This is a genomic window from Peribacillus sp. YIM B13477, from assembly GCF_042787955.1.
In the GTDB taxonomy this organism is placed as follows: domain Bacteria; phylum Bacillota; class Bacilli; order Bacillales; family DSM-1321; genus Peribacillus; species Peribacillus frigoritolerans.
Window position 1 is genome coordinate 43,414 of record NZ_JBHZPD010000010.1, and the last position, 26,499, is coordinate 69,912.

General features: G+C 37.9%; 21 protein-coding genes and 3 pseudogenes. 19 read left to right on the forward strand and 5 right to left on the reverse strand.

The annotated features are described in order from the left end of the window. Positions 1–287 precede the first annotated feature (287 nt). Positions 288–2,078, reverse strand: coding sequence for a helix-turn-helix transcriptional regulator (locus ACFX4H_RS22830; RefSeq protein ID WP_252297090.1), 1,791 nt, complete (start codon positions 2,076–2,078; stop codon positions 288–290). 4 nt (positions 2,079–2,082) lie between these two features. Continuing rightward, complete coding sequence (locus ACFX4H_RS22835) at positions 2,083–2,673, reverse strand: sensor domain-containing protein (protein ID WP_283866969.1); 591 nt, start codon at positions 2,671–2,673, stop codon at positions 2,083–2,085. A gap of 327 nt (positions 2,674–3,000) precedes the next feature. Here ACFX4H_RS22835 and ACFX4H_RS22840 point away from each other — a divergent pair. The 4 genes and pseudogenes from ACFX4H_RS22840 to ACFX4H_RS22855 form a co-directional block, all read left to right on the forward strand. Continuing rightward, positions 3,001–4,035 (forward strand): annotated as a pseudogene (locus ACFX4H_RS22840) (serine hydrolase domain-containing protein); the annotation flags it as partial. Between the two features lie 103 nt (positions 4,036–4,138). Further along, positions 4,139–4,636, forward strand: a complete 498-nt coding sequence (locus tag ACFX4H_RS22845) for an LURP-one-related/scramblase family protein (protein WP_328138910.1) — start codon at positions 4,139–4,141, stop codon at positions 4,634–4,636. A gap of 691 nt (positions 4,637–5,327) precedes the next feature. Further along, positions 5,328–5,477 carry a hypothetical protein gene (locus ACFX4H_RS22850; RefSeq protein WP_034306261.1) on the forward strand — a complete coding sequence of 50 codons (150 nt, stop codon included), beginning with the start codon at positions 5,328–5,330 and terminating at the stop codon, positions 5,475–5,477. A 663-nt stretch (positions 5,478–6,140) separates the two neighbouring features. Further along, positions 6,141–6,560 (forward strand): VOC family protein, encoded by a 420-nt coding sequence (locus ACFX4H_RS22855; RefSeq protein ID WP_249598720.1) that lies wholly within the window; start codon positions 6,141–6,143, stop codon positions 6,558–6,560. A gap of 605 nt (positions 6,561–7,165) precedes the next feature. On the opposite strand, the gene ACFX4H_RS22860 is transcribed toward ACFX4H_RS22855, so the two are convergent. Next, positions 7,166–7,471, reverse strand: coding sequence for a hypothetical protein (locus ACFX4H_RS22860; RefSeq protein ID WP_377436316.1), 306 nt, complete (start codon positions 7,469–7,471; stop codon positions 7,166–7,168). Between ACFX4H_RS22860 and ACFX4H_RS22865 the strand changes: the two are divergent. The 6 genes and pseudogenes from ACFX4H_RS22865 to ACFX4H_RS22890 form a co-directional block, all read left to right on the forward strand. Then, positions 7,413–7,914 (forward strand): annotated as a pseudogene (locus ACFX4H_RS22865) (ATP-binding protein); the annotation flags it as partial. The gene ACFX4H_RS22860 and the pseudogene ACFX4H_RS22865 sit on opposite strands and share 59 nt — an antisense overlap. A gap of 270 nt (positions 7,915–8,184) precedes the next feature. Beyond that, positions 8,185–9,126, forward strand: a pseudogene (locus tag ACFX4H_RS22870) (glutaminase). Positions 9,127–9,219: 93 nt separating this feature from the next. Further along, complete coding sequence (locus tag ACFX4H_RS22875; RefSeq protein WP_377436317.1) at positions 9,220–10,656, forward strand: alanine/glycine:cation symporter family protein; 1,437 nt, start codon at positions 9,220–9,222, stop codon at positions 10,654–10,656. Positions 10,657–11,461: 805 nt separating this feature from the next. Further along, a complete protein-coding gene (locus tag ACFX4H_RS22880; protein ID WP_225989259.1) occupies positions 11,462–11,896 on the forward strand; it encodes an SRPBCC family protein in 435 nt (144 codons plus the stop codon). A 382-nt stretch (positions 11,897–12,278) separates the two neighbouring features. Then, complete coding sequence (locus ACFX4H_RS22885; protein ID WP_034306238.1) at positions 12,279–12,464, forward strand: hypothetical protein; 186 nt, start codon at positions 12,279–12,281, stop codon at positions 12,462–12,464. Next, positions 12,461–12,964, forward strand: a complete 504-nt coding sequence (locus ACFX4H_RS22890; protein WP_377436318.1) for a hypothetical protein — start codon at positions 12,461–12,463, stop codon at positions 12,962–12,964. Before ACFX4H_RS22885 ends, ACFX4H_RS22890 begins: the two co-directional genes overlap by 4 nt. A gap of 445 nt (positions 12,965–13,409) precedes the next feature. Here the strand turns inward: ACFX4H_RS22890 and ACFX4H_RS22895 are convergent, their stop codons facing one another. Beyond that, positions 13,410–14,060 carry a TetR/AcrR family transcriptional regulator gene (locus ACFX4H_RS22895; RefSeq protein ID WP_241637670.1) on the reverse strand — a complete coding sequence of 217 codons (651 nt, stop codon included), beginning with the start codon at positions 14,058–14,060 and terminating at the stop codon, positions 13,410–13,412. A 291-nt stretch (positions 14,061–14,351) separates the two neighbouring features. Here ACFX4H_RS22895 and ACFX4H_RS22900 point away from each other — a divergent pair, with 291 nt between their 5' ends. The 4 genes from ACFX4H_RS22900 (at position 14,352) to ACFX4H_RS22915 (ending at position 18,762) form a co-directional block, all read left to right on the forward strand. Beyond that, complete coding sequence (locus ACFX4H_RS22900; protein ID WP_034306232.1) at positions 14,352–15,203, forward strand: SDR family NAD(P)-dependent oxidoreductase; 852 nt, start codon at positions 14,352–14,354, stop codon at positions 15,201–15,203. Positions 15,204–15,714: 511 nt separating this feature from the next. Next, positions 15,715–16,629 (forward strand): DoxX-like family protein, encoded by a 915-nt coding sequence (locus ACFX4H_RS22905; protein ID WP_377436319.1) that lies wholly within the window; start codon positions 15,715–15,717, stop codon positions 16,627–16,629. After that, a complete protein-coding gene (locus tag ACFX4H_RS22910; RefSeq protein WP_377436320.1) occupies positions 16,629–17,240 on the forward strand; it encodes a DUF4166 domain-containing protein in 612 nt (203 codons plus the stop codon). Before ACFX4H_RS22905 ends, ACFX4H_RS22910 begins: the two co-directional genes overlap by 1 nt. Beyond that, positions 17,209–18,762: a YndJ family protein gene (locus ACFX4H_RS22915; RefSeq protein WP_377436321.1), complete on the forward strand. Its 1,554-nt coding sequence runs from the start codon at positions 17,209–17,211 to the stop codon at positions 18,760–18,762. The genes ACFX4H_RS22910 and ACFX4H_RS22915 overlap by 32 nt, the downstream gene beginning before the upstream one ends. Positions 18,763–19,100: 338 nt before the next feature. On the opposite strand, the gene ACFX4H_RS22920 is transcribed toward ACFX4H_RS22915, so the two are convergent. After that, the gene (locus tag ACFX4H_RS22920; RefSeq protein WP_063592326.1) at positions 19,101–20,075 is read right to left on the reverse strand and encodes a LacI family DNA-binding transcriptional regulator; all 975 of its coding nucleotides are present in this window, start codon (positions 20,073–20,075) and stop codon (positions 19,101–19,103) included. A gap of 429 nt (positions 20,076–20,504) precedes the next feature. Here ACFX4H_RS22920 and ACFX4H_RS22925 point away from each other — a divergent pair, with 429 nt between their 5' ends. The 5 genes from ACFX4H_RS22925 to ACFX4H_RS22945 all read left to right on the forward strand — a co-directional run bounded on the left by ACFX4H_RS22925 (position 20,505) and on the right by ACFX4H_RS22945 (position 26,454). After that, positions 20,505–21,803, forward strand: a complete 1,299-nt coding sequence (locus tag ACFX4H_RS22925; protein ID WP_377436322.1) for an ABC transporter substrate-binding protein — start codon at positions 20,505–20,507, stop codon at positions 21,801–21,803. A gap of 11 nt (positions 21,804–21,814) precedes the next feature. After that, positions 21,815–22,759, forward strand: coding sequence for a carbohydrate ABC transporter permease (locus ACFX4H_RS22930; RefSeq protein ID WP_377436323.1), 945 nt, complete (start codon positions 21,815–21,817; stop codon positions 22,757–22,759). Continuing rightward, positions 22,759–23,607: a carbohydrate ABC transporter permease gene (locus ACFX4H_RS22935; RefSeq protein ID WP_095392564.1), complete on the forward strand. Its 849-nt coding sequence runs from the start codon at positions 22,759–22,761 to the stop codon at positions 23,605–23,607. Before ACFX4H_RS22930 ends, ACFX4H_RS22935 begins: the two co-directional genes overlap by 1 nt. Positions 23,608–23,727: 120 nt before the next feature. Continuing rightward, entirely contained in the window at positions 23,728–24,969 is a 1,242-nt protein-coding gene (locus ACFX4H_RS22940; protein ID WP_034306214.1) for an MFS transporter, read from the forward strand. 21 nt (positions 24,970–24,990) lie between these two features. Further along, a complete protein-coding gene (locus ACFX4H_RS22945) occupies positions 24,991–26,454 on the forward strand; it encodes a glycoside hydrolase family 32 protein (RefSeq protein WP_377436339.1) in 1,464 nt (487 codons plus the stop codon). Positions 26,455–26,499: the final 45 nt, after the last annotated feature.

Genomic DNA, 26,499 nt, shown 5'->3' on the forward strand with positions numbered 1-26,499 from the left:
GATGAATCGAGGAGTTTATGACCCAATCCAAATACTTAATTCAAATGTCCTGCAATTCTGTATTAAGAAGGATCGCTTTTTCTTATGCTACATTATAAAACCCAAAATAAGATCGATTATGTTGGGTTTTATATGATTGTCATTATATGATTCATTGAAAATTAAACATGAATTACTTAAAAATTTTATTTATAGAAGCTATAAAATCGCCCATCACAATATTTTTGACATGTGGTCCCCTGAAACCTTGAACGTTCACACACCCCTAGCAGATGAAAGTAATCCTCTTATGAAAGTAATCCTGTATCTCTTGCCTTTTGCACGGCTTCTTCTCGATTTTTGACTCCCAATTTGTCATAGAGAGTGGAAGCGTAATTTCTTACAGTGCCGTTTGATAAGTAAAGTTCCGAAGCAATTGTTTTATAACGAATTCCTTGAGACAAAAGATTCAAAACCTCTAGTTCGCGTTTCGTTAAGCCATACTCTTTTCCATCTAACTTCAATCCGGCTGGCTCTGCCTCATCATTTCCATCCCACATTCTATGGAACAAATCTTGGTCAATCATAGTGGCTCCCCGATAGACGAGGCGAATCGATTCAGCTAGTTCACGTGACTCTATGGATTTTAGCAAATAGCCGTCAGCGCCGCTTCGTATGATTTCCTTCGCCCTTTCTATATCCTGAAACGTTGAAAGGATGAGGACACGAATGTCAGGCCATTTATCCTTGATTATTTTGGTGGCACGAATCCCATCCAGATTGGGCATCTCCAAATCCATTAATACCAAATCTGGATTCAGCCTTCCACACAATTCTACAGCTTGCTCTCCATCTTCAGCCATGCCCACTACCTGCAAGTCCTTCTGTTCATCCAAGATTGTATAGAGACTTTCTCGAATAAACGAATGATCATCGACGATACACAAGCGGATTCGTTCGTTGGATAATTGCTCCAGTTTAGGTAACACACATGAGATGAGCGTCCCCACGCCTTTTTCGGAGTATATAGTGACTCTACCTTGTAATTGTGCCGTACGTTCTTTCATCGCAGTTAACCCGAAGCCATCTTTCCATTCCTCCACTCCGCAGCCATTATCTTGCACATCCAATCTCGTCTGTTGCGGCTCAAAATGCAGTGACACAATGATTTCGGTGGATTGTCCGTGTCGTACAGCATTAGTCAGTGCTTCTTGCAAGCTCCGATATAATGTCATTTTCACTTGTTTGGGGACCGTGTACTCTTCCCCTATTATTCGAGTGCGTACATTTACTTTTGCATGTTTCTGGAACTCTTCCGCTAATTGTTTCAAGGTAACAATTAGCGGAAGTGATTCTTGTTGTGAATCCATTTGATGTAAATACGTTCTCACTTCTGCCATACTGTTACGGGCCAACTTCAATAATGAGTCAAGTTTTTGTTCCCCATCTTTTGTCTTTAATTCCTTACGTAATGTTTCCATCCCCATAATGATTGAGGTATAGGAATGTCCCATCGTATCGTGCAAATCTTTTGAGAGTCTATCACGCTCCTCTAGCAAAGTAATTCGTTCAATCTGGGATAAATACTGTTCCAATACATGCTTCTGGTTACGAATAATTTCATTGTTACGGTAATTAACAACGAGTAAACGAAAGGAAAATCCCATTGCAAAGGCCAGACCCATTTGTAGGATAATCACCCATACATCTATTTCACGGGAAAATATTGCAATGAGAAACGGAAACAGAACAATTGTGATAGAACCCGACCAACGGTATGATTTATGGGCACTATTAGCCGCGATCATGAAAGTCGGCATTAAAAAAGCTAGATAAGCCGCTGGGAATAATAAGATTAAGTAGAAGCAAACTCCACCAAACAAAACTATCTCAGTAAACAGATAATAGCGATAACTGAACATTAAACAAATCCAAGGTACTGAAAATGAGGCCACTTCCCAAAGAATGATGATCCAAAGTGGCACAGTCAAATGGTCTTGGTGTTGGATAGTAGTTAACATCATTGAGAGCCAGATGACAAAACGTATACAAAGTAATACCCAGTCAAACCAAAACCATTGTTTCAAAATCCCAAACAAATTATCACCCCTTAATAGCTTTGAACATGGAAATCGTGTACTTTCCAATCATTTGAACTAAACTGTTTCCAATACAAATACGTATCCAGGAGAGAATACCCCCAACGATCATGACACATATGGATTCCTTCCATGAATTCACGGTTATTCCTAATAAATATATCTCAAGATATTGAAAAAGTAACGGTGTAACGATAAATACAAGCGGAGCTACGTACAATATAACGGCACATATGAGACTAATTACCCCAATTAGAAACTTCTGCATGAGCCAAAAAATAGCCCTCCAATTGTTATTATTAAGAATTGCTTCTTTCGCTTCAATCCATTTATCATCTCCACTTTTTGTCCTTGGTAGGATTGGCTCTATCGATATATCCGTATAAACCTTCGTCTGAATACGTTCATACTGGACAAACGTGTGAGTTGTCCGCAACACACTCGCTAACAAGGGAATACCTACGAAAATAACTGTCATCACGAGTGCAAATGTAATGCTGGCCAAATAGAAGCAAAAGTAAAACAATCCGGATCCGAAGGTAAACAACAAAAAGTAGAAATCTTGCAAACTTTTTTGAGCTGCTTCTTTCGTCATTAGAATTTCTCCTCCTCTTTCTAATAAGTTATGAGCCGCTCTTCGATTCTAACTTTTCGCCTGTCACATACGGTAGTGTCAAAGTGTCATGATTTATAGATCATGACAATGAAACTAACCGTTCTACGCTCTATTTTTTATGTCATGCATGAAGATGACGAAAGGTCACTAGCTACTATGACTTTCCGCTTGCTACACTCGGTTTATACAGCTGAAGAGCTGACTGCTCGTTGTGCTGACAAGAAATTTTCAATCAAACAAAGGAGAGTCCGAAAATAAAAAAAGCAATCAATACACAGTCTCACAATTCTTCTCACTTCCACTAGCATGATTTCTGCGTGTTCCCCACAATCATTAGAAGTTGGAGAATCAAAACCACCGACATCCACGACCGATGTCCAAATGGCGAAAGCCCCAATAATGCAAAAGAAATAGAATCTTTTGCTGATCCGTTATTTGAGGAAAAAATGAAGGAGGACAATGTAAACGGTTCAAGTTTTGTCGTCGTCCATGATGGAAAGGTCGTCATCAATAAAGGTTGCAGATAAAGAAAAGAAGATTCCCGTCAATAAGGAAACGGTCTTCCAAATTGCTTCAGTCTCGAAAACTTTTACTGACTTGGCCGTGATGCAACAAGCCGATAAAGGAAAGCGTAAACTAGATCAAGATGTACAACAATATCCCGGTGGATTGAAAATACCCAATAAAACAGGAAAACCCCTTTTGATATGCTGACCCATACCAGCGGCGTGGATTTTCCCGATATCACTACAATTACCGGACCAGAATACGTTAATCAAGATATCCCGATGAAGGAGTTTTTCTTTAAACATATGCCGACGGTGGTACGGCCGCCCGGTGAAGCTTATACGTATGACAACTTCGCATTTGCACTCGCAGGATATGCAGTGGAGAATGTTATGGGCTCATCTTTCTCACGATATATGGAAAAGAAAATTTTCAAACCATTAGGCATGGAGCCTACAAGTATACGTTTTACGTCTGATCTTACCAAGAGAATGGCTACACATTACGGGCCCACTGATCCTGTTCCAACAAGTGGCGCATGGTCTAACAGATGCACCACAAGGAAGCATTTTGTCCACTGGAGAAGACATGTCAAAGTACATGATTATGCAGCTACAGAATGGAAAGTTTGGAGGTAAAGAAATCGTAAGTAAAAGAAGCATGGATATGATTCATGCTTACCAAGTTTTCGCAGATATGACGATTCCTATTGCGACAGTTGGATTTGAAACGTATTTCAATGATCTAGCTAACGGTCAACACGTGGCATTAAAGGGAGGGAATATGCCGTATTCTTCTTTGATGGTTTTGGTTCCTGAACAGAAAAGCATTTTTCCAGTAAAGACGTGTATTTATTTGGAATTTAATGCATAAGATTGGAACCAATGCCCATTTTAATCGTAAGTAATGTAAAGGCTTAAGGTTGGGAGGCATTAGTATGAGGCAGCTTTATATTAAACAGAAGGTATTCAGTCTTAGTGGGAAATTTACAGTAAAGGATCAGCAGGAGAAGGATATATATTACGTGGAAGGAAGTTTTATGCAAGTTCCAAAGACTTTCTCCATTATGAATACAGCAAGAGATGAAGTAGCACTCATTACGAAAAAGGTGTTCAGCTTTTTACCAAAGTTTTTGGTTGAGGTGAATGGCCGAGAGGTATTAACAATAAAGAAGGAATTTTCCTTCTTTAAAGCACGATATACAATTGATGCGGCAGGCATTGAAGTACATGGTAATTGGTGGGATATGGATTTTCAAGTTTTACAGCATGGTCAAATCGTAGGTAAAGTGTGCAAGGAGTGGTTCACTTGGGGCGATAGCTACAAGGTTCAAATAATAGATGAAGAGATGGAAACGATTATTATTGCACTTGTTGTTGCAATTGATTGTGTGAAGGCTGATCAAGCAGCTGCTTCCTCATCAGCTTCGATTTAAAATAGAAGTGTAAAATTTCTACTTATATCTATCTTAATCCAAATATTACCTTGTTAAACTAACCTGGCTCTTTAGTTCCATAAGAAAAAGAAAAGGCTGGCATTTTATTGTGAAATCAGGACTTGAACAGGTACTGTGAACTATATTCAGCTAACACACCTGTTCGTTCAACAAGGTTTTTCCTTTTTCCACCACATGGCCTTGTCATTTAATTAGGGTAAAAGTTAATAATAAAGCGTGATTTTTTGGAGAAAAATATTGGGGATGTAGATTTTTTTAAACAAGTAGAAAAGGACTCTGCAAAAAACAATATTTCTCCTCAGAGACCTAAATTTGAAATCATCGAGAACGTAATGGTTATTAGCATTAAGAACCATTTAAAGATGGAGTAGACTTAGATTGATTTAATATTTTAAACCTTATTTACCGAACAATTGGATCTTTAGAAAAGAGCTGAACAAACAAGAAATAGAATTATTGAGGCTTATCAGAATGTCAAAGCATTTTATGTTAATTATAACAATGAAATGAATACCATTTGGCGATGAATTACTAAGTTTTTAATGTTTTTACTGATATATGCAAAGTTAGCGGTACACTAAAAAAGTAATAAGGTTTACTTCAGTAAAATAAGGTATATTATATTGGTTGAATAGATTCTCTTTAAAGACAAGAAAAGTAGGTGAACAATGTGGGAAAATATCAATTGGATACCAAAGGTAAGGTAGCTGTGACAAAGTTTCATGAAAAACATATGCCTGCCAAATTTGATAAAAAGCAGCAACTTGAAAAAATCCGTGCGGAGTATTTGAAAAAGAAGCAAAAACAAACAGATAAATAATATGATTTAAAACATAGGAAGACTAAAATCTCCCTATGTTTTTTTTATTCGAAGTTCTTTTTGATGACACAGTTTATTATTATTCCATGAATTTCAGATTCGGTGACAAAAAACTCGTCATCAGATATCCATTCTTCACTGAAAGTTCAATAGAGCAGCCGTATACACCAGTAATCTCAAGCAGAAATTTTTAAAATATTTGAATACTCACTAGGCCTAGGATGCTTCTTAAATCTTTGTTTTCTTGTGGAACTTAGAGGTAAACCCGTATAAAAGAAAGAATTTTAAGTTAGGTGGGGTTAATAGAGTGGACAAAGACTTTTTTTGGTCTATATTTACAACTATATTTGGCATTATCGCAACCTGGACTGGTTTGATTTATACGACTCGTTTTCGGTTTGATAATAGCAAATTTTTTGAACACATCAAATATATAACGCCCTTACCACAAACAGTTAATTATTGGTTTCTTAAAGTTTTATTTATTTTCGGAGGATTAATGTGTGTTGTTTTGGGTCTATACGAAATTCTTTAAGGTATTCATTATAGAACTAACGGAGCAGGATAGTTGTATATATAAAAGGGTAATTATGGATAATTAAAAGGGGAAAGAAATATAAGTGGAGAATGAGTTTATTCAAGTAATTAAAGGAGGAAAACAGGGTGAATAAAAAATTATTAAGGGTTGGAACTACTTATATCCCAGTTTCAAATGTAGAACTTTCTTCTGAATGGTATGTAAACAAATTGGGGGCAGAGTTAAGCTATAAAGACGAAGACAAAGCAATTCTTAATTTTGCGAACCAAAGTATTTTCCTTGTTAAATCTAAAGAAGATCAAAGCTCAAATTTCTATGATATTTACGGTGTTGAGCGTTTTTCTATAACTTTTGAAGTTAATGGATTAAATGCTTTAGAAGCTATACATAGAGATTTTAGCGATAAACAGATTAGAGTTGGTGTAATTGAAAATAGAGGACATTCTGGAAGGAATTTCGTTTTCTTTGATTTCGATGGTAATAAATTCGATGTATGGAGTGAATTATGTCCAATTTTCAAAGAAAAATACCTTATCTCGCAATAAAAAAGACTGTTTTCTTATAGAACTGACGGGTGCGTTAGTTGATTAAGGAACACAAAAATGATCAATCTTTTTTATAAAAGAATAATCCAATTATATATTATAAGGGCATGTTTTGATTAATCTTTTTTCAAAACATGCCTTTCTATTTGTTCATTTATCAAGGTTTTTTGTATTAATTTGATCAAAATTTGTTTCGAAGCTACAATTGTGCGTAAAAAAGGTTTTCAACTTGGTTGTGTAAAACAAGCGTTAAATCGTAACTTAGGGCTAGTTATAGCAATAATTGATTTCGCGGTAAACCTGCTTAGCCTGTAATGGGCTGGGCTTTTTTACTTTTTAGGGGTACCACCACATGCCCATCAAGCCAAGAAAATAGGTCACCCCCAAAACAATAAATTGAGCTAATAAGTTACAAGAAAATCCAAAATTTCGTTCTGGGGGTACTACAAAACTTTAACTTGATGGGTATGGGGTAACATCAGGAAAATGCGGATTTATAACATAAAGCGAAATTCCAATATAAAAAGCGCAATTTCCCAATTTTAATGCTGAGAAATTGTGCTTTTTTCATTACTACATAATGGCACCCGTTAGCTGAATAAGGATTACTGTACTTTCTTTTCTAAAACAGCAAGTTTCTTAAATTTTTTATCATAACTTTGACGTTGAATAAGATTAGTTAACCAAAATTTTGCCCTTTCGATGTCCTCATTTATTATTAATGCTTCAATGGCTTGTTTTAAATTGTTATGGTATTTAAAATTCTCATTTATCATTAGTTCAAGGCCTTGATGGTAGTAATCTGAAGTTAATTTATATTCCTTTATTTTTGAATATAAAATCCCCAAATAAATAAAACCACTTGATTTCTCTTCTTTACTGAAATTTGGTTGTTTAATGGCTAAATTCAATATATCTGTTGTCGGATTTCGTATTCTAATAGACGTGATTGCACAGAATAATTTTGATTGGACACCTTCTTTTCAAGCCCATTTTTCTAGTTTTTTCTTTTATTTTACGTTTTCTTGTATTTTTTATGTGGCAAAAGTCAACCGTTTTTACAACCGGCCTTTGATTATCGGATTGATTGGCATTACCATTGAAATTTTGTCCGAACTTGGTGGAGTTAATCGCGCAATATATTGTATTGGGAACAACAATTACGTTAGCGGCACTAAACGGAATGATCATTATCGCGATTTCTCACAGCTTTATTGTTCTCAGCTTTTTCAATATGATAAAACTGTATGAAGCACAGTCGAGGGAACGACAAATTAGAAAACAGAATGAACATATGTTGATGCTCATTTCCAATTTATATGAGGAATCGGTTCTTTTAAAAAAAACGCTGCAAAAAAATTGCCTGTATTTTTTGTAGTTTTTCGTCTGATTCTGTAGTTCGAATTATATCATTATCAATAACAGGTATGGAAGCGCTTTCAAATAGTTGGAAACGTAGAAATCCATAGACAGTATGCAAAGCGACACGAAAAGTTTTCTGGAGTATGTCCGGATATCTCTTTTGCGATCCTTCCACCGAAATAAAAACTATAGAAAGCGAGGTTAAACCTTGATGCTTCAAAGGATGATACAAGAGGAAAAACGTCAATTACGCGACCTGCAGATGGATTGCCTGGATGAATGGGTCACGCATTACCGTTCCTTTAGCGGTGAAGGACAATGTGCAGCCTATATTCCTGCGCTGGAAAAAGCAAATCCCTTTGACTTAGGCATTTGCATCATAGGGCCTGGTGGAACGGTAATAAAATCTGGCGATTGGCACGTCTCTTTTACTTTGCAAAGCATCTCAAAAGTGATCAGCTTTATCGCTGCCTGTCTGGGCCGTGGTATTTCTTATGTATTAGAACGAGTAGATGTTGAACCGACAGGAGACCCCTTTAACTCGATTATTCGTTTAGAAATGCATAAACCAGGGAAGCCATTTAACCCGATGATCAACGCTGGAGCGATTACGGTAGCTTCCCTTCTTCCTGGGGAGTCACCACAAAAATAAAGTAGAATCTCTTTGCACAATAATAGAAAGCATTGTGGGAAACGGCCAACGATTAATGAAGCCGTTTTCCAATCTGAGTGGCAAACGGCTCATCGAAATAGAGCGTTAGCCTACTATCTAAAAGAGACGGGCTTTTTAGAAGTAGAGGTTGAGGAAGCCTTAGAGATTTATCTGAAGCAATGTGCGATCGAGGTAAATGCAGAAGACATCGCGATGATTGCGTTAATTCTTGCTCATGATGAATACCATCCTCTCCGCAATGAACAAATTATTCCGAAAGAAGTAGCTAGATTAACGAAAAGTTTAATGCTCACGTGTGGAATGTATAATGCTTCTGGCAAATTTGCCGCTTTTGTCGGAATACCAGCAAAGAGTGGTGTATCTGGAGGTATTATGGCGCTCGTACCCCCAAGGAGCCGGCAAGAAGTACCTTTTCCAAATGGATGTGGTATCGGTATTTATGGACCGGCTATTGATGAATATGGAAATAGTCATGCAGGTGTAATGTTACTAAGGCACATTGGGGAAAAATGGGATTTAAGTATTTTCTAAATGAATTATGGCAAACACTTCAAGGATCTTTTGCCTCATTTTTGGCATTTGAAATAGATTGATACATTTATTGATGTATAGGAGGATTGTAAAATGAAGGATGTTATCAACTGGCTTACAACAGACTTTAGTAATTTTCTTTGGAGTTATGTACTCATTATTATGCTTATTGGTATCGGGCTTTACTTCACATTAAGGACAAAGTTTGTCCAATTCCGCATGTTCGGTGAAATGTTCCGCCTGTTAGGGGAGGGAGCAGCATCTTCTTCTGAAAAGAAAGGTGTCTCATCATTTCAGGCATTCTGTATAAGCACAGCTTCCCGTGTAGGTACGGGCAACCTGGCAGGTGTAGCTCTGGCGATTACAGTCGGTGGGCCGGGCTCTGTTTTCTGGATGTGGTTAATTGCCCTTATCGGTTCTGCAACCGCTTTCGTAGAAGCGACACTGGCGCAAATTTATAAAGTTAGGGATAAAGATACAAATATATTCCGGGGCGGACCGGCTTATTATATGGAAAAAGCATTGAAAGCCCGCTGGATGGGTGTTCTCTTTGCAATTATCATCACCATAACATTCGGTCTTGCGTTTAACTCTGTACAAGCGAATACGATAACGAGCGCTTTTAACAATGCATTTGGATTCGATCCGGTATGGACAGGCCTTATCATTACTGCTGTAACTGCGGTTATTATCTTTGGCGGTATTAAACGAATTGCGAAATTTGCCGAATGGGTGGTCCCACCTATGGCTGGTATGTACATCCTTATTGCAATCTATATCGTTGCAAAAAATTTCGGGGAACTTCCTACCGTGTTCTCACTTATTTTCAGCAATGCGTTTGGTTTAAATGAAGCTGTCGGCGGAGGACTTGGAGCCGCAATGATGTATGGGATAAAACGAGGTCTTTTCTCTAACGAAGCTGGTATGGGTAGTGCGCCAAACGCTGCAGCAACTGCAGATGTGAGCCACCCTGTTAAGCAAGGGCTTATCCAGGCGCTTGGCGTGTTCGTCGATACACTTGTGATTTGCAGCTGTACAGCATTTATTATTTTATTGTCAGGCGTTTATAAATCATCCGAATCTGACGGTATCATTCTTACACAGTCAGCGCTAAGTTCTGAAATGGGATCCTGGGCCACTATTTTTGTCGCCATTATCATTTTGCTGTTTGCGTTCAGCTCTATTGTCGGCAACTACTACTATGGTGAATCGAACATTGAATTTATTAGTAAAAATAAAACATGGTTAGTTATTTACCGTATCGCAGTAATTGGCATGGTTATGTTTGGCTCATTAGCCCAGCTTGCAACCGTTTGGAGCTTAGCCGACGTATTCATGGGCATTATGGCCATCATTAACTTGATTGCGATTGTGTTACTTGGCAAGATTGCTATTGCCGCATTGGGTGATTACATGAAACAGAAGAAAGCAGGCAGAAACCCTGTCTTTCATGTTTCTAACATTCCTGGTCTAAAGAATGTAGAATGCTGGGGAGCCGATGAAAAACAATCTTTAAAGAAGGATGCGTAAAAAACAACTAAGACATTCTTATGGAAGTTAGAAGAGTGGTAAAGTTAGATGGTAAAATTGTTAAGGGAACCAATTCTAACTGGATATTATATACTTTTAAATAATGTAATTCTTTACAGGATATTTTTGTGGGGCAACCTTTGGAAGAGTATTAATGAGTTGCCCCGATTATTCAAACTTCATTTTTTAGGTGATAACAAATTGACCACTGACCACAAGATGACCACACACATAAGTAATTTATATGAATTTAGTGCACTTTAATATAAGAATAAATTCTCATATGTATAGGCTCTATAAACATAATCCTCATACTATCTTAATGGTTTGATTAGTGAAATTAGGGGTCCTACCACATGCCCATCAAGCTAAGTTTAAACAATACCTTTAAAAATGAAAAAACGCTATGCTTATCGTAAGAAGTTAACGAGAAAGGATGGTGTTTTTTTATGAATCCTATCATCTCTAGTGAACTAACACTTTTCGCACATAAATACAACGCTTTACTTCAGCAAGGGGTTGCTTCGGCAGCTCTTTTTCTTATGGCACTAACGGGGCAGGATAGTTAAAGAAGGAATACTGTTAAGTGACATTAAGGTCGGTTAAAAACGCTTGTCCTGTTATTCCATTAAAGGGCCGGATTTTGTAGGATTGGAAAATTTTGATTCTACAAATAATTGGAGAATTAGAAGAAGGGAAGCTATGATAATTAGAGATGTAAGTTTATGCTTTTTTATGTAATAATTATTTTGTAGAAATGAAAAGTTACAATTCATACATAGTGAAGGTGGGGATCATAGTGGCAATGGGAACGCATACTGTAGTAGTTCCAGTGGATGTACAAGCAGTTTGGGATTATGTCAGTGATCTCGAAAAATGGGCAACGACAGTACCAGCCTATAAAGAACATGAAATCATAAATGACAAGCAATCTATTTGGACATTTGAAGGTAGTGTGAAAGGTATTAAAAAAACAATACAAGCGCAGGTAGATATTACCGAATGGAATGAACCTTCAAACATTAAGTTTGAACTAAAAGGTTTATCAGATAACTTTACAGGAAGCGGTCACTTTACTGCAGAAGATGTTAATGGTAAAACAATAATGACTTGTACGGTGGAAATCCATGCAGGCGGATTATCTGGTGCGGTGTTAACACCAATTATTAAATGGGCTGTTCCAAAAGTAGCATCTCGTTTAACAGAATCTATCGCACGTAAAATTGCAGTATTCTCATAGTTTTCAAAGATTGAAAGCCAATTCATTTTGGAGATACCTACTCTGAAGTATAGATGGTAACATTCTGAAGTAACCAATATAATGATGAGCTCTACTAGAAATTTTATAATTAGCGGAAATGGGGCTGTCCAAAAGGATGGCCTCCTTTTTTTAATGAACTAACGGGTGCGCTAGTTCACTAAAAGAAAAAAGGAGAGTACATATTATACATGGCTAATATGTACTCTCCTTTATTTATTAAGGTTTTTTATAATTAGGTCTAGATAATTTTGAAAAACTAACAAACATTAAAGGACCGTCAATAGACCTGTTTTTTGTACGAAAGAAGGATGGCCACCAAGTTTTGACGAATATATTAATATACTTTTTGGAGGTGTTGGATATGGGGATTTGTTGTGGAGAGTGTCACGTTGAATTAAAGAGTGATGATTATGTCACATTGGATGAATTTAGCACGCTGAGGCACACATATTGCGGTTATGATCTTATTGCCGAGCTGATCAAAGACATTGGGACTTATCGAAATATCAAAACAAAGTATTGGTTTTCCCGTGAGCGTACTAAATGAAAATCGGTAAAATCCTGGAGTTAATTATAACTGATACACCAGCGAATATTGTCAAAAGGGCTGATGTTCATCTTTCAGAAAAATCACTAAGAAAAGCTTTGAATAAAGCTGGTTATGAGTATAGAAATTCAGGCGAAAAAGGCTGGTATTTTGTTGGTGATGGTGACGAGGAAACGGTACAAGAGCAGCTTATTTATGACTTTGCAACAGCAGGAAAAGAGAAGGCGAACGTTTCAACTAATGTAAATAAAGAACCTAAAGATACCAACCAACGTTCTAACGTTGGCATAAAACGTGGTAAAGAACAGGTCAAACAGGCGAACGAACAATCAGCACCAACCATAGAACGAACCAACGTAATAAGAAAACGTTCTTCATTCGATATGGATGTCGAACTTATGAAGGAACTAAAAATACAAGCAATCATTCATGATAGGACGGTTTATGAACTAGTTGAAAATGCCGTAAGGCACTATTTAGCTGAATTAAAGGGAAAATGATGTGTCTTTGAAATAAAGTCACGATGTTTATAATAAAGTTGCATCATTTTACCCCTTTAGATAATATCCTCTAGAGGGGTATTTTTATGTCCAAGAGATAAAGTGCATCTGAAATTCAAAATGGTTCAAGGGGATTTTTGAGTGGCAATAGAGTTGTTCCGTTAAAGGGTGCGATTCTTTAATAAGAATTACTTTTATAGAAATAACGGGTGCGTTAGTTGATTAAGGAACATAAAAATGTTCAATCTTTTTTATAAAAGAAGAATCCAATTAAATAGTATAAGGGCATGTTTTGATTAATCTTTTTCAAAACATGCCCTTTCTATTTATTCATTTATCAAGGTTGCTTGTATTAAAAATACCCTCGTGTCGTTTTGAAATAAAGTTGCGACGTGTTAAAAATAGAGAAAAGACACCCTAAGGTGCTTTTCCCTCTCTAGAAGCATCAACTCGAAAATAACGAACCGACAACCAAAGACAACGTTTGCTCGTAAACGGCATGTGCGGACTGCACATCACCAAAATGTCCGCACATGTAAAGATGGATAACACCGTGGAGCGACGCCCAGAAGATACGGACGACGGTTTCCGTGTCATACGGACCGGTAATCAGTCCCTGCTCTTGCGCATTACCAATTACCGTCAATAATTGCCGCATGGCTGTTACGGTGCCGTGTATGCTCTCCTCGTCTGGTTTGAAATCCGCGAAGGCTCCTCCGAACATCAGCTTGTAATAACCGGAGTATCGCTGTCCGAATTGCCAGAAGGTTTCGCCTAAATTAATCAGCTGCTGCATCGGATCGTCAGCGCGCGGCGTTCTCTCGAATTCGTTGGCGAGAAGCTTGCAGCCGTCGAGATAAAGCTGCTGAGCCAGTCCATCTTTATTGACAAACAGGTTGTATATGATTTTGGTTGAGCAATCCATCTTCTGCGCAACTTTACGCACCGTCACAGCTTCAGGACCCTCATCGTACAAAATCGTTGCCGCAGCATCGACGACGAGCTTTCGAAGATTTTCAATATTTTTCAAGCGAGCCTCCTGATACGTTTCCAACTTTTGCGTATTTGCATCGAAGGAATTATTTTGGTCTGTCATCGCTATCACTCTCAATTAATACATTTTTAATAAGAAACATTGTTTCCAGCTCTTAACAGGAATTTTAATATAATTGTCGGAGCGTTGTCAATGTTGCAAGGGATGCCAAAAATCAACGATTCAAAAAACGATGTTGACTTTCTTAAAAAGCTTAGTTACAATGATTTCAATTAGAAACAGTGTTACCGAAACGCATCATAATTCTTGACTCTTATGAGAGTCAGGAATTATTTTTAAGGAAAAAGTAACACTGTTTCCTAATTATAAAAAAGTGGATAGGAGTGTTTCACAATGAACATAAAAGGAAATTGGGCGCTTGTCACGGGAGCTTCATCCGGCATCGGAGAGCAATTCGCCCGACAATTGGCCAAAGAGGGTGGGGACCTTGTACTCGTAGCCCGATCGAAAAACAAGCTGGAGAACCTGGCATCGGAGCTTAGAAAGAAATACGGCGTCAAGGTCGAGGTGATTCCTACCGATCTTGGCAAAGAGGGCGCGCCAGGCGAGTTATATCGGCAATGTCAACTTCTGAATTTAGAGATCGAATTGCTGGTCAACAACGCAGGTTTTGCCACGCACGGTTTGTTTGAACAAGTGTCAGGCGTGCGCCAGCATGAGGAAGTCATGCTCAATGTTGCCGCTGTTGTAGATATGACGCACTTGTTCTTGCCGGATATGTTGTGTAGAAACTCCGGGGCCGTTATCAATGTCGCATCGACCGCCGGATTTCAGCCCCTTCCCTTTATGGCCGTATACGGAGCAACGAAAGCCTTCGTCTTGTCGTTTACCCAAGCCTTGTGGTGGGAAAACCGCAACAGTGGAGTCCAATTTTTCACGCTTTGTCCCGGAGCGACGGACACCGGCTTCTTTAACGTCGTAGGCAAGGAAGAAGCCGCCGTCGGTAAGAAAGACACACCGGAGCGGGTAGTGGAAGTTGCGCTTCGGGCATTGAAGGACGGGAAGCTGTATGTCGTTCCGGGTACACAGAATTATATAGGTACGCAGATCGGACGGTTCATGACGAGGAAACAGGGACTTCGTCTCGTTGGCGGCATGCTTCGTCCACGTGACGGCTCCGCCAACAATAAGAAGTCGGCCGGTCCGTCCGATCTTGCAGGATGGATGATCGAGGAGGTGCACTGATGGCTAAATCGGCAAATATTTCAGCTAATGCTTCTGTCCATCAACCCATCCGGGAAAGCTGGCACATTCAATTCGAGAAGGCAGAATAAACTTTAGATACACTGAAATTGATTAAAATATTTTATAAAAATTGAACTGGAATATTCTGAATAGTAATCTATTTTGATCAATCTTTTTTCAAAATAGATTCTTTTTATTTATCGTAAAATGTGGGTTTGCGAGATATTTTTGATTAAACTTCATTTAAAAGCTACACCTCGAAAGAGGGTGGAGCTTGATTGAATTAATAGTAGGATAAAGAGGTGGAAGTACATCGAGTAACCAATTGTACGAACAGGGCAGGATAGTTAGAGAGTGCTGTTTAACCTCTGTTCAGCAATTGGGCCAGATAATTGAGCAATAAAATAAGTTCTTAGAGTGTCTTTCAAACTCTATCACTCTTACAGCGATTTCATAAATTCTAACATTGTGTATTGAAACTTATGTTACTTTATTAATGGAGGTGACATTTATGAAAAACAAACCGATCTATGTGGAAATTCCAATTCAGGCAACTATAGAAGAAGTATGGCGTATGACTCAAAAGCCTGAACTACATGAACAATGGGATTTGCGTTTTTCTTCTATTACCTATTTACCGAAAAAATCAGAAGATGATCCGCAATCCTTTTTATATGAAACGAAATTGGGATGTTGGGTAAAAGTCGCTGGCTGGGGTAAAAGTATCGGTACGCATAATAAGAAGGATGGTTCAAAGACATCTTCTCTTCACTTTGGTACCGATCAAAAAATTTCGCCAATTTGTGAAGGTAAAGGATATTGGCAGTATATTCCGGCAGATAACGGAACCACATTTCTCACCCAATATGACTATGATGTACGTTATGGTTTATTTGGACGGCTTTTAGACATCTTTTTTCGGCCAATCATGGGGTGGGCAACAGCTCTAAGCTTTGATGTGCTAAAACGCTGGATTGAAAAGGGGGAATCGCCACGATCACAGTATGTACGTTTCATTATTAACACTATAGTAACAATGCTCTTTTTCTTTGTTTGGCTTTATCATGGGCTAATACCGAAGATGATTGCCAAACATCCTGAGGAAGTATCGATGCTATCTAGTTTAACTTCCTTGGAGGGGACTGCTGCTGTAAAGGGTGTAGGGATAATAGGCTTTCTCGAGATTTTATTTGCAGTGGTATGGCTACTTTATCGTAAGAAAAGACATTTACTTGTTCTGCAGATGATTGCTTTTCCAGTATTGACCATTAGCGCCTTGATCGCTAGTCCTTCATTCTCATTACACCCGTTTAACCCTATTACATTTAATGCTAGTCTGTGGGTTCTTTCCATTATTAGCTTCTTACTCGCAACTGATTTGCCATCGGCAACAAGTTGCAAGCGTACGAGAAAGGGTGAATCATAATGACAATCTACCAGGACCTCTTAGGTGAGGATTTTCAAAGACTTCATCCTAAGCTACAAGAGCGTTATGCCCTACCAATTGATAAACCGTTTAATGGGGTCGGAATGATGTCAAAGATTGAAACGGGAGCTTTCTGGCTAAAACCCTTTTTTAAATTAGCAACACGCTGGAAATTTCTTTTTCCCGAAAACGGGAAGGATGTGCCGTTTTCAATCAAAAATACCTGTAGATCATTGCCGACTGGTGAGGCAGAAATATATTGGGAGCGTACTTTTTATTTTGAAGAGATTACTCGGCATTTTAATGCATATATGACGGTTGATACGAAGCGTGGTATTGTGAAGGATTATTTAGGGGAGCCGAGCTTATTTTATTCGGATTTAAAGTTTACGGTGACACCTGAAGGGCGCATAAACATTCGCTCTGGGCCTCAACGTATCGTTATAGGTAACCTAGAGTTTCCAATTCTTCGGTTATTAGAAGGAGTTGTGACCGTTGAGGAAGGGTATGATGATGCCCGAGAAGTATTTACGATTCAAGTCGATATACGAAACCGAATCGTAGGAAGGCTGATGGCTTATGAAGGCGAATTTAAGGAGCAGACTGTTTAGTTCAATCACCATTGCAGGTGTGTTCTTTTTCATAGCAAGCAGTATTTTGACATCTGAACCCTATTTGTTAATGCTGACAGCTGCACAGTTGATTTTCGTGCCACTTATGCTCCAGCTACTATTAGAAACAAAGAGGAAACATATTATTTTAAATTGGATTGCTATGCTCTCCATCTTTTTATTGCAAGTTATCCCAGCAAGTACAGGACAGATGGTACTCGCTTTCATTTATATGATTTTAACCTTTTTTGTGGCGTGTTATGGGCTAAAACGGTTTTTTCAGCGTGGTTTTACAAACTGGGCAGAAATATCGATTGATATCGGGATGATGTATTTATTTGTAGGCGGACTATGGTTCTTTGCTTATATTGCGGGAATTGATACAGGTTTTAGTCCACTAATCACTTGGTTAACAGCTATTCATTTTCATTACTCTGCCTTCTTATTGCCCATATCTCTTGGGTTTTTTGGACGCTTACACGATTCAACATGGTATCGATTAATTGTGCCAATTATTTTATCGGGTCCCATACTCGTCGCCATTGGCATTTCATTTTCGCCGTTACTGGAATTCATCTCTGTGTTGCTATACATATTTGCCATTTACACCTTAATCTTACTTGCATACCGAACACGCTTCCTTTCACACTTGCAGACGATATTGATACGGCTATCATTCAGTGCACTTGGCATCACAATCTTATTTTCATTGCTTTATGCAACAAATAATTCGTTTGGACTTTGGTTTGTTAGTATTGATTTCATGCTGAAATTTCATGGCTTATTTAACTGTTTGATTTTTGGCATGTTAGGCGTACTCGGTTGGGTGCTTGTGCCTCCTAAAACGAAGCAGGATGTCTGGAATTTCCCAGTGAGCCAAATTCGAGGTGCGTTAAAAGGAGCAGGCAAGCAACACCCAGGACTAGTTGATGAGCTAAGTGATTTTGTTGATATCAAAACTTTACCAAAAACAATCGTCCATTTTTATGAGAATACAGATCAGTATCGGTTATTTGCTTCTGTAAAATGGGCAACTTGGTTTAAACCGTTTGCGGTGTGCTATAAATTGATAAGTGCAAAACAACAGCAATTGAACCTGCCCATCTCAAGTAAACGTACTGAAATGACATATATAATACGTGCTGTTGATCAAACGCTAGATGGGAGGGAAAATCCACGCGCATGGATTCGCCAGGTGAAGGAGAATACCGTATTTGTGGCCATTTATTCTCAGCATAAAACGGAGGGCAGGACGTATATGAATATAGCACTTCCTCTTCCTTATTCGTCAATGATTGGTATTTTACAGCTTGACGCTATCGATGGCTCTCTTATTCTTTCGAGCGAGGGAGAAAGTGACTCTGGTATTTATTTAGCAGCTGGCAAAGCGCTTTTCAAGCTTCCATTATCCGAGCACTTTTTAATTAATGAAACAATTGCTGGAATACTCACAGCCCATCACAAAATGCGAATCTTTGGCATGCCTTTCTTACATATTGATTACACCATAAATCAAAAATGATGGTATTTAATGCTTATTTGGGGTGATTTAAAGACGTGAAATTCAATAATTGGAGGATAGTAGTTTTTCTAATTATTTATACAATCATTGATACGACTTATTCAATTATAGGGAGCGATTCTTTAATAGGGATCGCCCCTTGAGACCTAAGGGGTTTTACATATATTTTTTAAAAGTACACATTATCAGACAAAGTACGTGAACTGACTCCCCAATTAAAACAGTTTATTTTATATACCCATCTATTTAGAGCGAATCTACAATAATTTTCTATTCGTCTTTGCATTGGCAACAAAATCGGTTTTGACACCTCAAAACTATCATATAAATACAATAAATTAAGTCGTTCCACCTTCTAAAAGTTTAACAGGCAGATATGTCTCTAACGGAAAATTGTTAAATTCACCTTCAATTTGTTTTAATAAAATATCAATTGCTGACTTGGCAATTAAATCAATTGGTTGTTGTATGGTTGTCAATTCTGGCAGTAAAACTTGAACTGCTTCTGTTCCATCATAACCGACAACTTTTAATTGCGTTGGTATCTCTTTTCCTCGTTTTTTAGATTCAGCTATAACAGATGCCGCGATTAAATCATCACTTGCAAAGATCCCATCTACTTCTGGATGTTCATCAAAAAGCTTAGAGATAACTTCTTTATGAATTTGAAGGGGTGAAACTTCATATGTAATTGGAAGTCTACCCTGTTCCTTCATAACATCCTCATACGCTTTTCTTCTTAAGTTTGCTGGTGTTTGCAGCTCAATTGGTCCATTTATATGAACGATATACTGACAGCCTTTCATTATTAATAATTCTGTAGCTTTTTTCCCTCCGCTATAATTGTCAGAGCCAACAACAGGGATGTTTTTCGATAAGTAGTGGTCAATTGCCACGACAGAAAGATTCTGCTTCTCATAATTTAGTATACCTCGGTTATATGTCACAACGACTACTCCATCTACTTGATTACGTATGAGCATCTCTAAATATTTTTCTTCTTTATCTATGCGGTTTAAGCTGTTACAAAGTAACAATTTATAGCCTAATGAAGCACAGATACTTTCAATATGAAAGGTAAGTTCACCGTAAAATGGGTTACTTGAGTTTGGGATAATTAGTCCTATTAAATTAGTTCGTTTATTAAATAAAGAACGGGCTAAATCGTTTGGAAAATAATTAATCTCTTCCATCGCTTTATAAACTTTTTCTTTTGTTTTTTCACTTATGTAACCGCGGTTATTTAATACACGGGAAACTGTTGTTGATGAAACACCTGCTATTTTTGCCACATCGTGAATGTTAGGCTTCATTTCATGTCCTCCTACCTCATTAAGAAACATCCATTATTATTTAAAATGAAGTTTTCATGTTTTTGTCCATTGACTGGAAACTGAGACTTTTTGAGTTGGTTCACAGAGTTATTAAACATTGGCATCAATATTTTATAAAGAGCGAAGGTTATAAAAATGAAAATCCATAATTAACTGTTTAATAGCATATCATAAACTGTCACCTACTAGGAAAACCCTATAATAAAATAATTTCAGATTAGTCTGATCACGCACCTATTTTAGAGAAAAGCACTACTAGGTGCAAGAGTTAGAGACTTCCATGAATTTAATATCTGACTTTTCAAAAAAAAGACTGTCAACCGGTTGACATATGTAACCGGTTGACATAAACTACTGTTGAAAGCGCTTTTATAAGTTTTTAAAAGATATGAGGAGGGAGTGAAAGGTATGAAGAAATGGCTACTTGTAAGTATATCTTTATTACTGATGTTTGCTGCGGTGGGCTGCAGCAAAAGCGAAAGCGTAAATAGTGATGGTAAAAAGACGATTACGATGTGGGTGCACATATCTGATGAAAATGAAGAAGGAAAAGTGTATAAAAAACGGGTAGAAGCCTTCAATAAGAATTATGCTCCTGACAATATCAAAGCTAAAATTGAATTTATTCCACGTAGCGGAAATGGCGGTGGTTATGAAGACAAAGTAAACGCGGCCCTTACAACCAGCACGTTGCCGGATGTTATTACTTTGGACGGTCCCAATACAGCTGCTTACGCGAAATCTGGTGTCATTGCACCATTGGATGAGTATGTAAAAGATCAAGAGGATTTGCTGCCAAGTATTAAGCAACAAGGAACTTATAAAGACAAGCTGTATGCAATTGGTGTTAGTGAATCATCTGTTGGGATTTACTACAATAAAAGGATGTTACAAGAGGCGGGCGTCGATTTGAATACGCTGCCAACAGTTGATAATCCATGGACATGGGACCAATTCCTTGCTCTTTGTAAAACGTTGAAAGATAAATACGACAAACCAGCTATTGATATGCAATTACAGTCGAAAGACGAAATGTTGACGTATGCGCTAACTCCGTTTGTCTGGTCAGCTGATGGGGATATCATCTCGAAAGATGGAAAGAAGGCAGAAGGTGTCTTCAATAAAAAACCTACTGTTGAAGCGTTGACATTTATTCAAACTATGTTGAAAGAAGGTTATACGACACGAACACCAGTCAAACAAGCGTTTGAAACGGAAAAATATCCAATGAAGATTAGTGGAGTATGGACTGTAACTGATATGAAAACAAACTACCAAAATGTAGATTATGGCGTTATCCCATATCCTGTATCACCAAAAACAAAGAAACTAGTTTCTCCTTCAGGTAGTTGGCAATTTGCGATGACACAAACGTCCGAAAATAAAGAATGGGCTGCAAAATTAGTCGATTGGATGACAAACAAAGATTCGAATGTGGAACTGAGCCGTACGATTGCAGCACTGCCAGTCCGATACTCTTCTGAAAAAGTGATGGCAAAAGAGTTCTCAGATCAAATGAATGTCTTCTTGAAACAATTGAAAGAAACAGGACACGCAAGACCCGTTACACCGGCTTATCCGCAAGTAACGCGTGCTTTCCAACAAACAATCGATGACATCAGCTTCTATGATCAGAATAAAGATATCCAAAAAGTATTGGATACACATGCGAAAGAAATGCAATCAGCTATCGATAAGGCCAATTAGAAGGAGGAGCTATGAGTAAAATTGGATGGAAAGAAAATAGGAGTGTCTATACATTTCTGAGACCAGAGGAAAGAACCAAGAATAAAACTCGGTGGAAAGAAAATGTAGTAGCATATACGTTTTTGGGACCGGCGTTGTTACTTTTATCGATGTTCCTTGTTATTCCGTCTATTATGTCAGTCTATTATTCGTTTACGGATTACTATTTATTGACACCAGATATGCGTAAATTTGTCGGATTGGACAATTTCATCAATCTATTCCAAGACCCAATTTTTCTGAAAAGCTTGGTGAACACACTGGAATTTGTCGTTTGGGTGATTCCGTTACAGATAGGGGCAGCTCTTGGGCTTGCCCTCTTGTTAAATAAACAACGTAAAGCAAACACGTTTTTTAAAGTAGCTTACTTTAGTCCAGTTGTCATGTCACTTGTCGTTATCTCTGTTCTATGGTTGTATTTGTTGAATCCAAATGAAGGGATTATTAATAACCTACTCACATACTTCGGCATTTCAGCGCAACCGTTTTTGACAAGTCCCAAGCAGGCGATATTTACAATTGTCGTGGTTTCAGCTTGGCAAGGAGCTGGCTTTCAGATGCTGATTTTTCTAGCAGGACTGCAGAATATCCCCGGTGATGTTTATGAGGCGGCACAGTTAGACGGAATAAATAAATGGCAACGTTTCATGTACATTACGTTACCTTTGTTGAAACCAACTTCAATTTTTATATTTATTACCACATTAATTGGCGCATTCAAGCTGTTGGTTCAACCAATGGTTATGACGCAAGGCGGACCAGTGAATTCCACCATGACGGTTGTCTATTATATTTATCAAACTGGTTTTACGGACCGTATGGTTGGTTATGCCAGTTCAATTGCTCTCTTGTTTGGGACGATTATCGGATTGGTTACGATTACGCAGCGTAAACTGGTGAAGGAGGATGAAGATTGATGAGACGGAAATTCGGGCCTCTAACAATTTTAGAATACATATGCCTGGTTTTGCTCGCGGTGCTATTTATTTTTCCGCTGTTTTGGATGGTTGCATCCTCGATGAAACCAGAAGCGGAAATTTATAACGATATGAGTAACATTAAGGCTTTTCTGCCATCATTTCATCCATCAGACTGGTTTGTATCCTATAAGCAAGTTCTGTTACGGTTTCATTTACTAGGTTATATCGGCAACAGTTTGTTTTATGGTTTGTGTGTAGCAGTTGGTTCCATAATTATCAATGGGATGGCTGGCTATGCATTTGCTAAACTTAATTTTAGTGGAAAAAAAGTGCTGTTTGGACTTTTATTGGCTATTTTGATCGTGCCATTTGAAACCATCTTAATCTCTCAATTTACCATTATTCATAGCATTGGATTAGTGGATACACGTCTTGCGGTTATTTTGCCAGCGTTGGCAGGGGCATTCAATATCTATTTGTTCCGGAACTTTTTTATGGCTATTCCAAAAGAGATTATTGAATCGGCTAAATTGGATGGGGCAAATACATGGCAAGTGTTCTGGCGGATCATGCTGCCGATGTCCAAACCGGCCGTTGCCACTGTTGGGACATTGGCTTTTATCGGAAGTTGGAATGACTACATCTGGCCTCTGATGGTCTTGACAGACAAGTCGAAATTTCCGATCCAAGTAGCGATTACAGCAATTAATAGTACAGATCCGGTTTATACTAACCAAGTCATGGCTGTTCTGACGATATCCACCGTTCCATTGATTATTATCTATATTGTGGCTCAACGTTTTATTTTAGAGGGGATTGGTGGTTCAGGTACAGGCATTAAATAGAGAGTGTATCATCATTAACAACCATGTATGGACTTAAATTCACATTTCTGATTCTTCTTTTTCATATCGTTAACTAGTGATTCATTTCTTTTCACATGTCTAGTAAAAGGAGCAATTAAATTGGAAGTTTCAAAAATTCTGTATTGGAAGTTAAGTGCGTATTTTTTCTTTTTCTTTTTTACTTGGTCTTCAAGTTACTCTTTATTTTCCATTTGGTTAGGACAAGAAATAAATTTAAGTGGGGCAGCTACAGGTATTATCTTTTCTGTAAACGCTATCTTCGCCTTATGTATGCAGCCACTATATGGTTATATATCTGACAAAATAGGTTTAAAGAAAAAAATATTATCTTTCATTAGTTTGCTACTCGTATTTGTAGGACCATTTTATATTTTCATCTATGGACCATTATTAAAACACAATGTCTTTTGGGGCGCGATTGTTGGAGGAATCTATTTAGCCGTAGCTTTTCTAGCTGGTATTGGAGCGATTGAATCATATATTGAGAAGATTAGCCGTAAATATGATTTCGAATATGGAAAATCGAGAATGTGGGGATCTCTAGGGTGGGCGGCAGCTACATTTTTTGCAGGACAGCTGTTTAATATTAATCCAAATATCAATTTCTGGGTTGCATCTGTTTCAGCGATCATATTAGTGGCCATTATTATGTCTGTGAAAATAGAAATGACGGATCAAGAGATGAATAGAGCCGATTCTATTAAATTAAGAGACGTTGGACAACTTTTTTTATTAAAAGATTTCTGGTTTTTCATGATGTACATTATTGGGGTGACATGCGTCTACAGTGTTTATGATCAGCAATTCCCTCTTTATTACGCCTCATTATTTCCGACTGAATCGTTAGGCAATCAAGTATTCGGATATCTAAACTCGTTCCAAGTATTTTTAGAGGCCGGAATGATGTTTCTTGCTCCGTTTATCGTAAATAAGTTTGGTGTAAAGAATAGTTTAATTCTAGCAGGATTTTTAATGGCCTTCCGAATCATCGGTTCTGGCATTGTTGTTGGACCAATCGGAATTTCTTCGATGAAATTAATTCATGCCCTTGAATTGCCTATTATGCTTATTGCTATTTTTAAATATTTAGCAGCGAATTTCGATACCCGTCTATCTTCTGTGCTTTATCTAGTTGGTTTCCAATTTGCATCTCAGGTTGGTGCATCCATTCTTTCACCACTTGCAGGTGGATTATATGACAGTGTAGGATTTCGTAATACCTATCTCATCATGGGAATCATGGTGTTTTGTTTTACCATTATTTCAATTTTTACTTTAAAAGGTTCTAAAAAAAGAAAAGGCTTAAATGGCAATCTGGAAAGGTTACGAAAGATAATATAGGAGGATGTTAAGATGTTAACAATTAATAGAATTAAACAGGCTGAAGAGGCACTGAAGAATGCCAAGAAAAAAATAAATGATCGTTATCGATTAGGTTACCATATCATGGCTCCAGCTAACTGGATGAATGACCCGAACGGTTTCGTGCAGTATAAAGGGGAATATCATGCATTTTATCAATGCCATCCATATGATGCAAATTGGGGACCTATGCATTGGGGCCATGTAAAAAGTAAAGATCTCGTTCATTGGGAGCATTTGCCTGTTGCTTTAGCTCCCGGGGATGCTTGTGACACAGATGGATGTTTCTCAGGAAGTGCCGTTGATAATGATGGTGAACTAACCCTGATCTATACAGGACATCACTATACAGACAAGGAAAAAGATCTCTTCCATCAAAATCAAAATATTGCGGTCAGTACGGATGGAATATCATTTGAGAAAGTTGGAGAAAATCCTGTTATTGCTAAACCACCAGTAGATAGTGCACATCACTTCCGTGATCCAAAGGTGTGGAGGCACAATGATACCTGGTACATGGTTTTAGGAAATTCGACGAAGGAGAATGTCGGAAGAGTTATTTTATACCGTTCTTCTGATCTACTGAATTGGGAATACATTGGCGTTCTTGCACAAAATGATGGATCCCTTGGATATATGTGGGAATGCCCAGACTTCTTTGAACTAGGCGGAAAATATATTTTAATGATCTCTCCTCAAGGTATTAAATCAAATGGAGATTTATATAATAATCTATTCCAAACAGGTTATTTGGTTGGAGATTATAATTACGAAACAAACGAGTTTGTTCATGGATCATTTACTGAACTGGATAATGGACATGATTTTTATGCAGTTCAAACACTGTTAGATGATAAGGGTCGTCGAATTGCGATTGGTTGGATGGATATGTGGGAGTCAAACATGCCAACTAAAGCAGATGGATGGTGTGGAGCCTTAACATTACCACGCGAAATAACGCTAGGGTATCATAACAAGATTTTAATGAATCCTGTTGAGGAATTAATCTTATTACGAGATTCTGAACACATTGAGTGTACAAATCAATCCATTTCTGAAAGCTATTTGATAGAAACGAAAGAGGATTTACTTGAAGTGAAAGCAGTGTTTGACTTAACTAATTGTAGTGCTCAATCTGTAGGTCTAAAGATTCGTGGAGTTAACCAAGAAGAAACCGTATTAACGTATCACTTAGAAAAACAACAACTAACACTTGATTGCTCCAAGTCAGGAAAAGTGGAAGATGGTATTAGAAGCACAATGCTTGAGACAAATAAAGAGCTTTCCCTGCGTGTATTTATTGATCGATCTTCCATTGAAATCTTTGCGAACGATGGACAAACGACCATGACAAGTCGAATCTATCCGAATGAAGATAGACTAGGAATTGAGTTATTTGCTGAGAAGGGTGATGTACAAGTCAAGGAAATAACCTATTGGAACCTGCAAGATATCTGGAAATAAAATAACAAGGAACAAGTGTCTACACACTTGTTCCTTGTTTAGGGG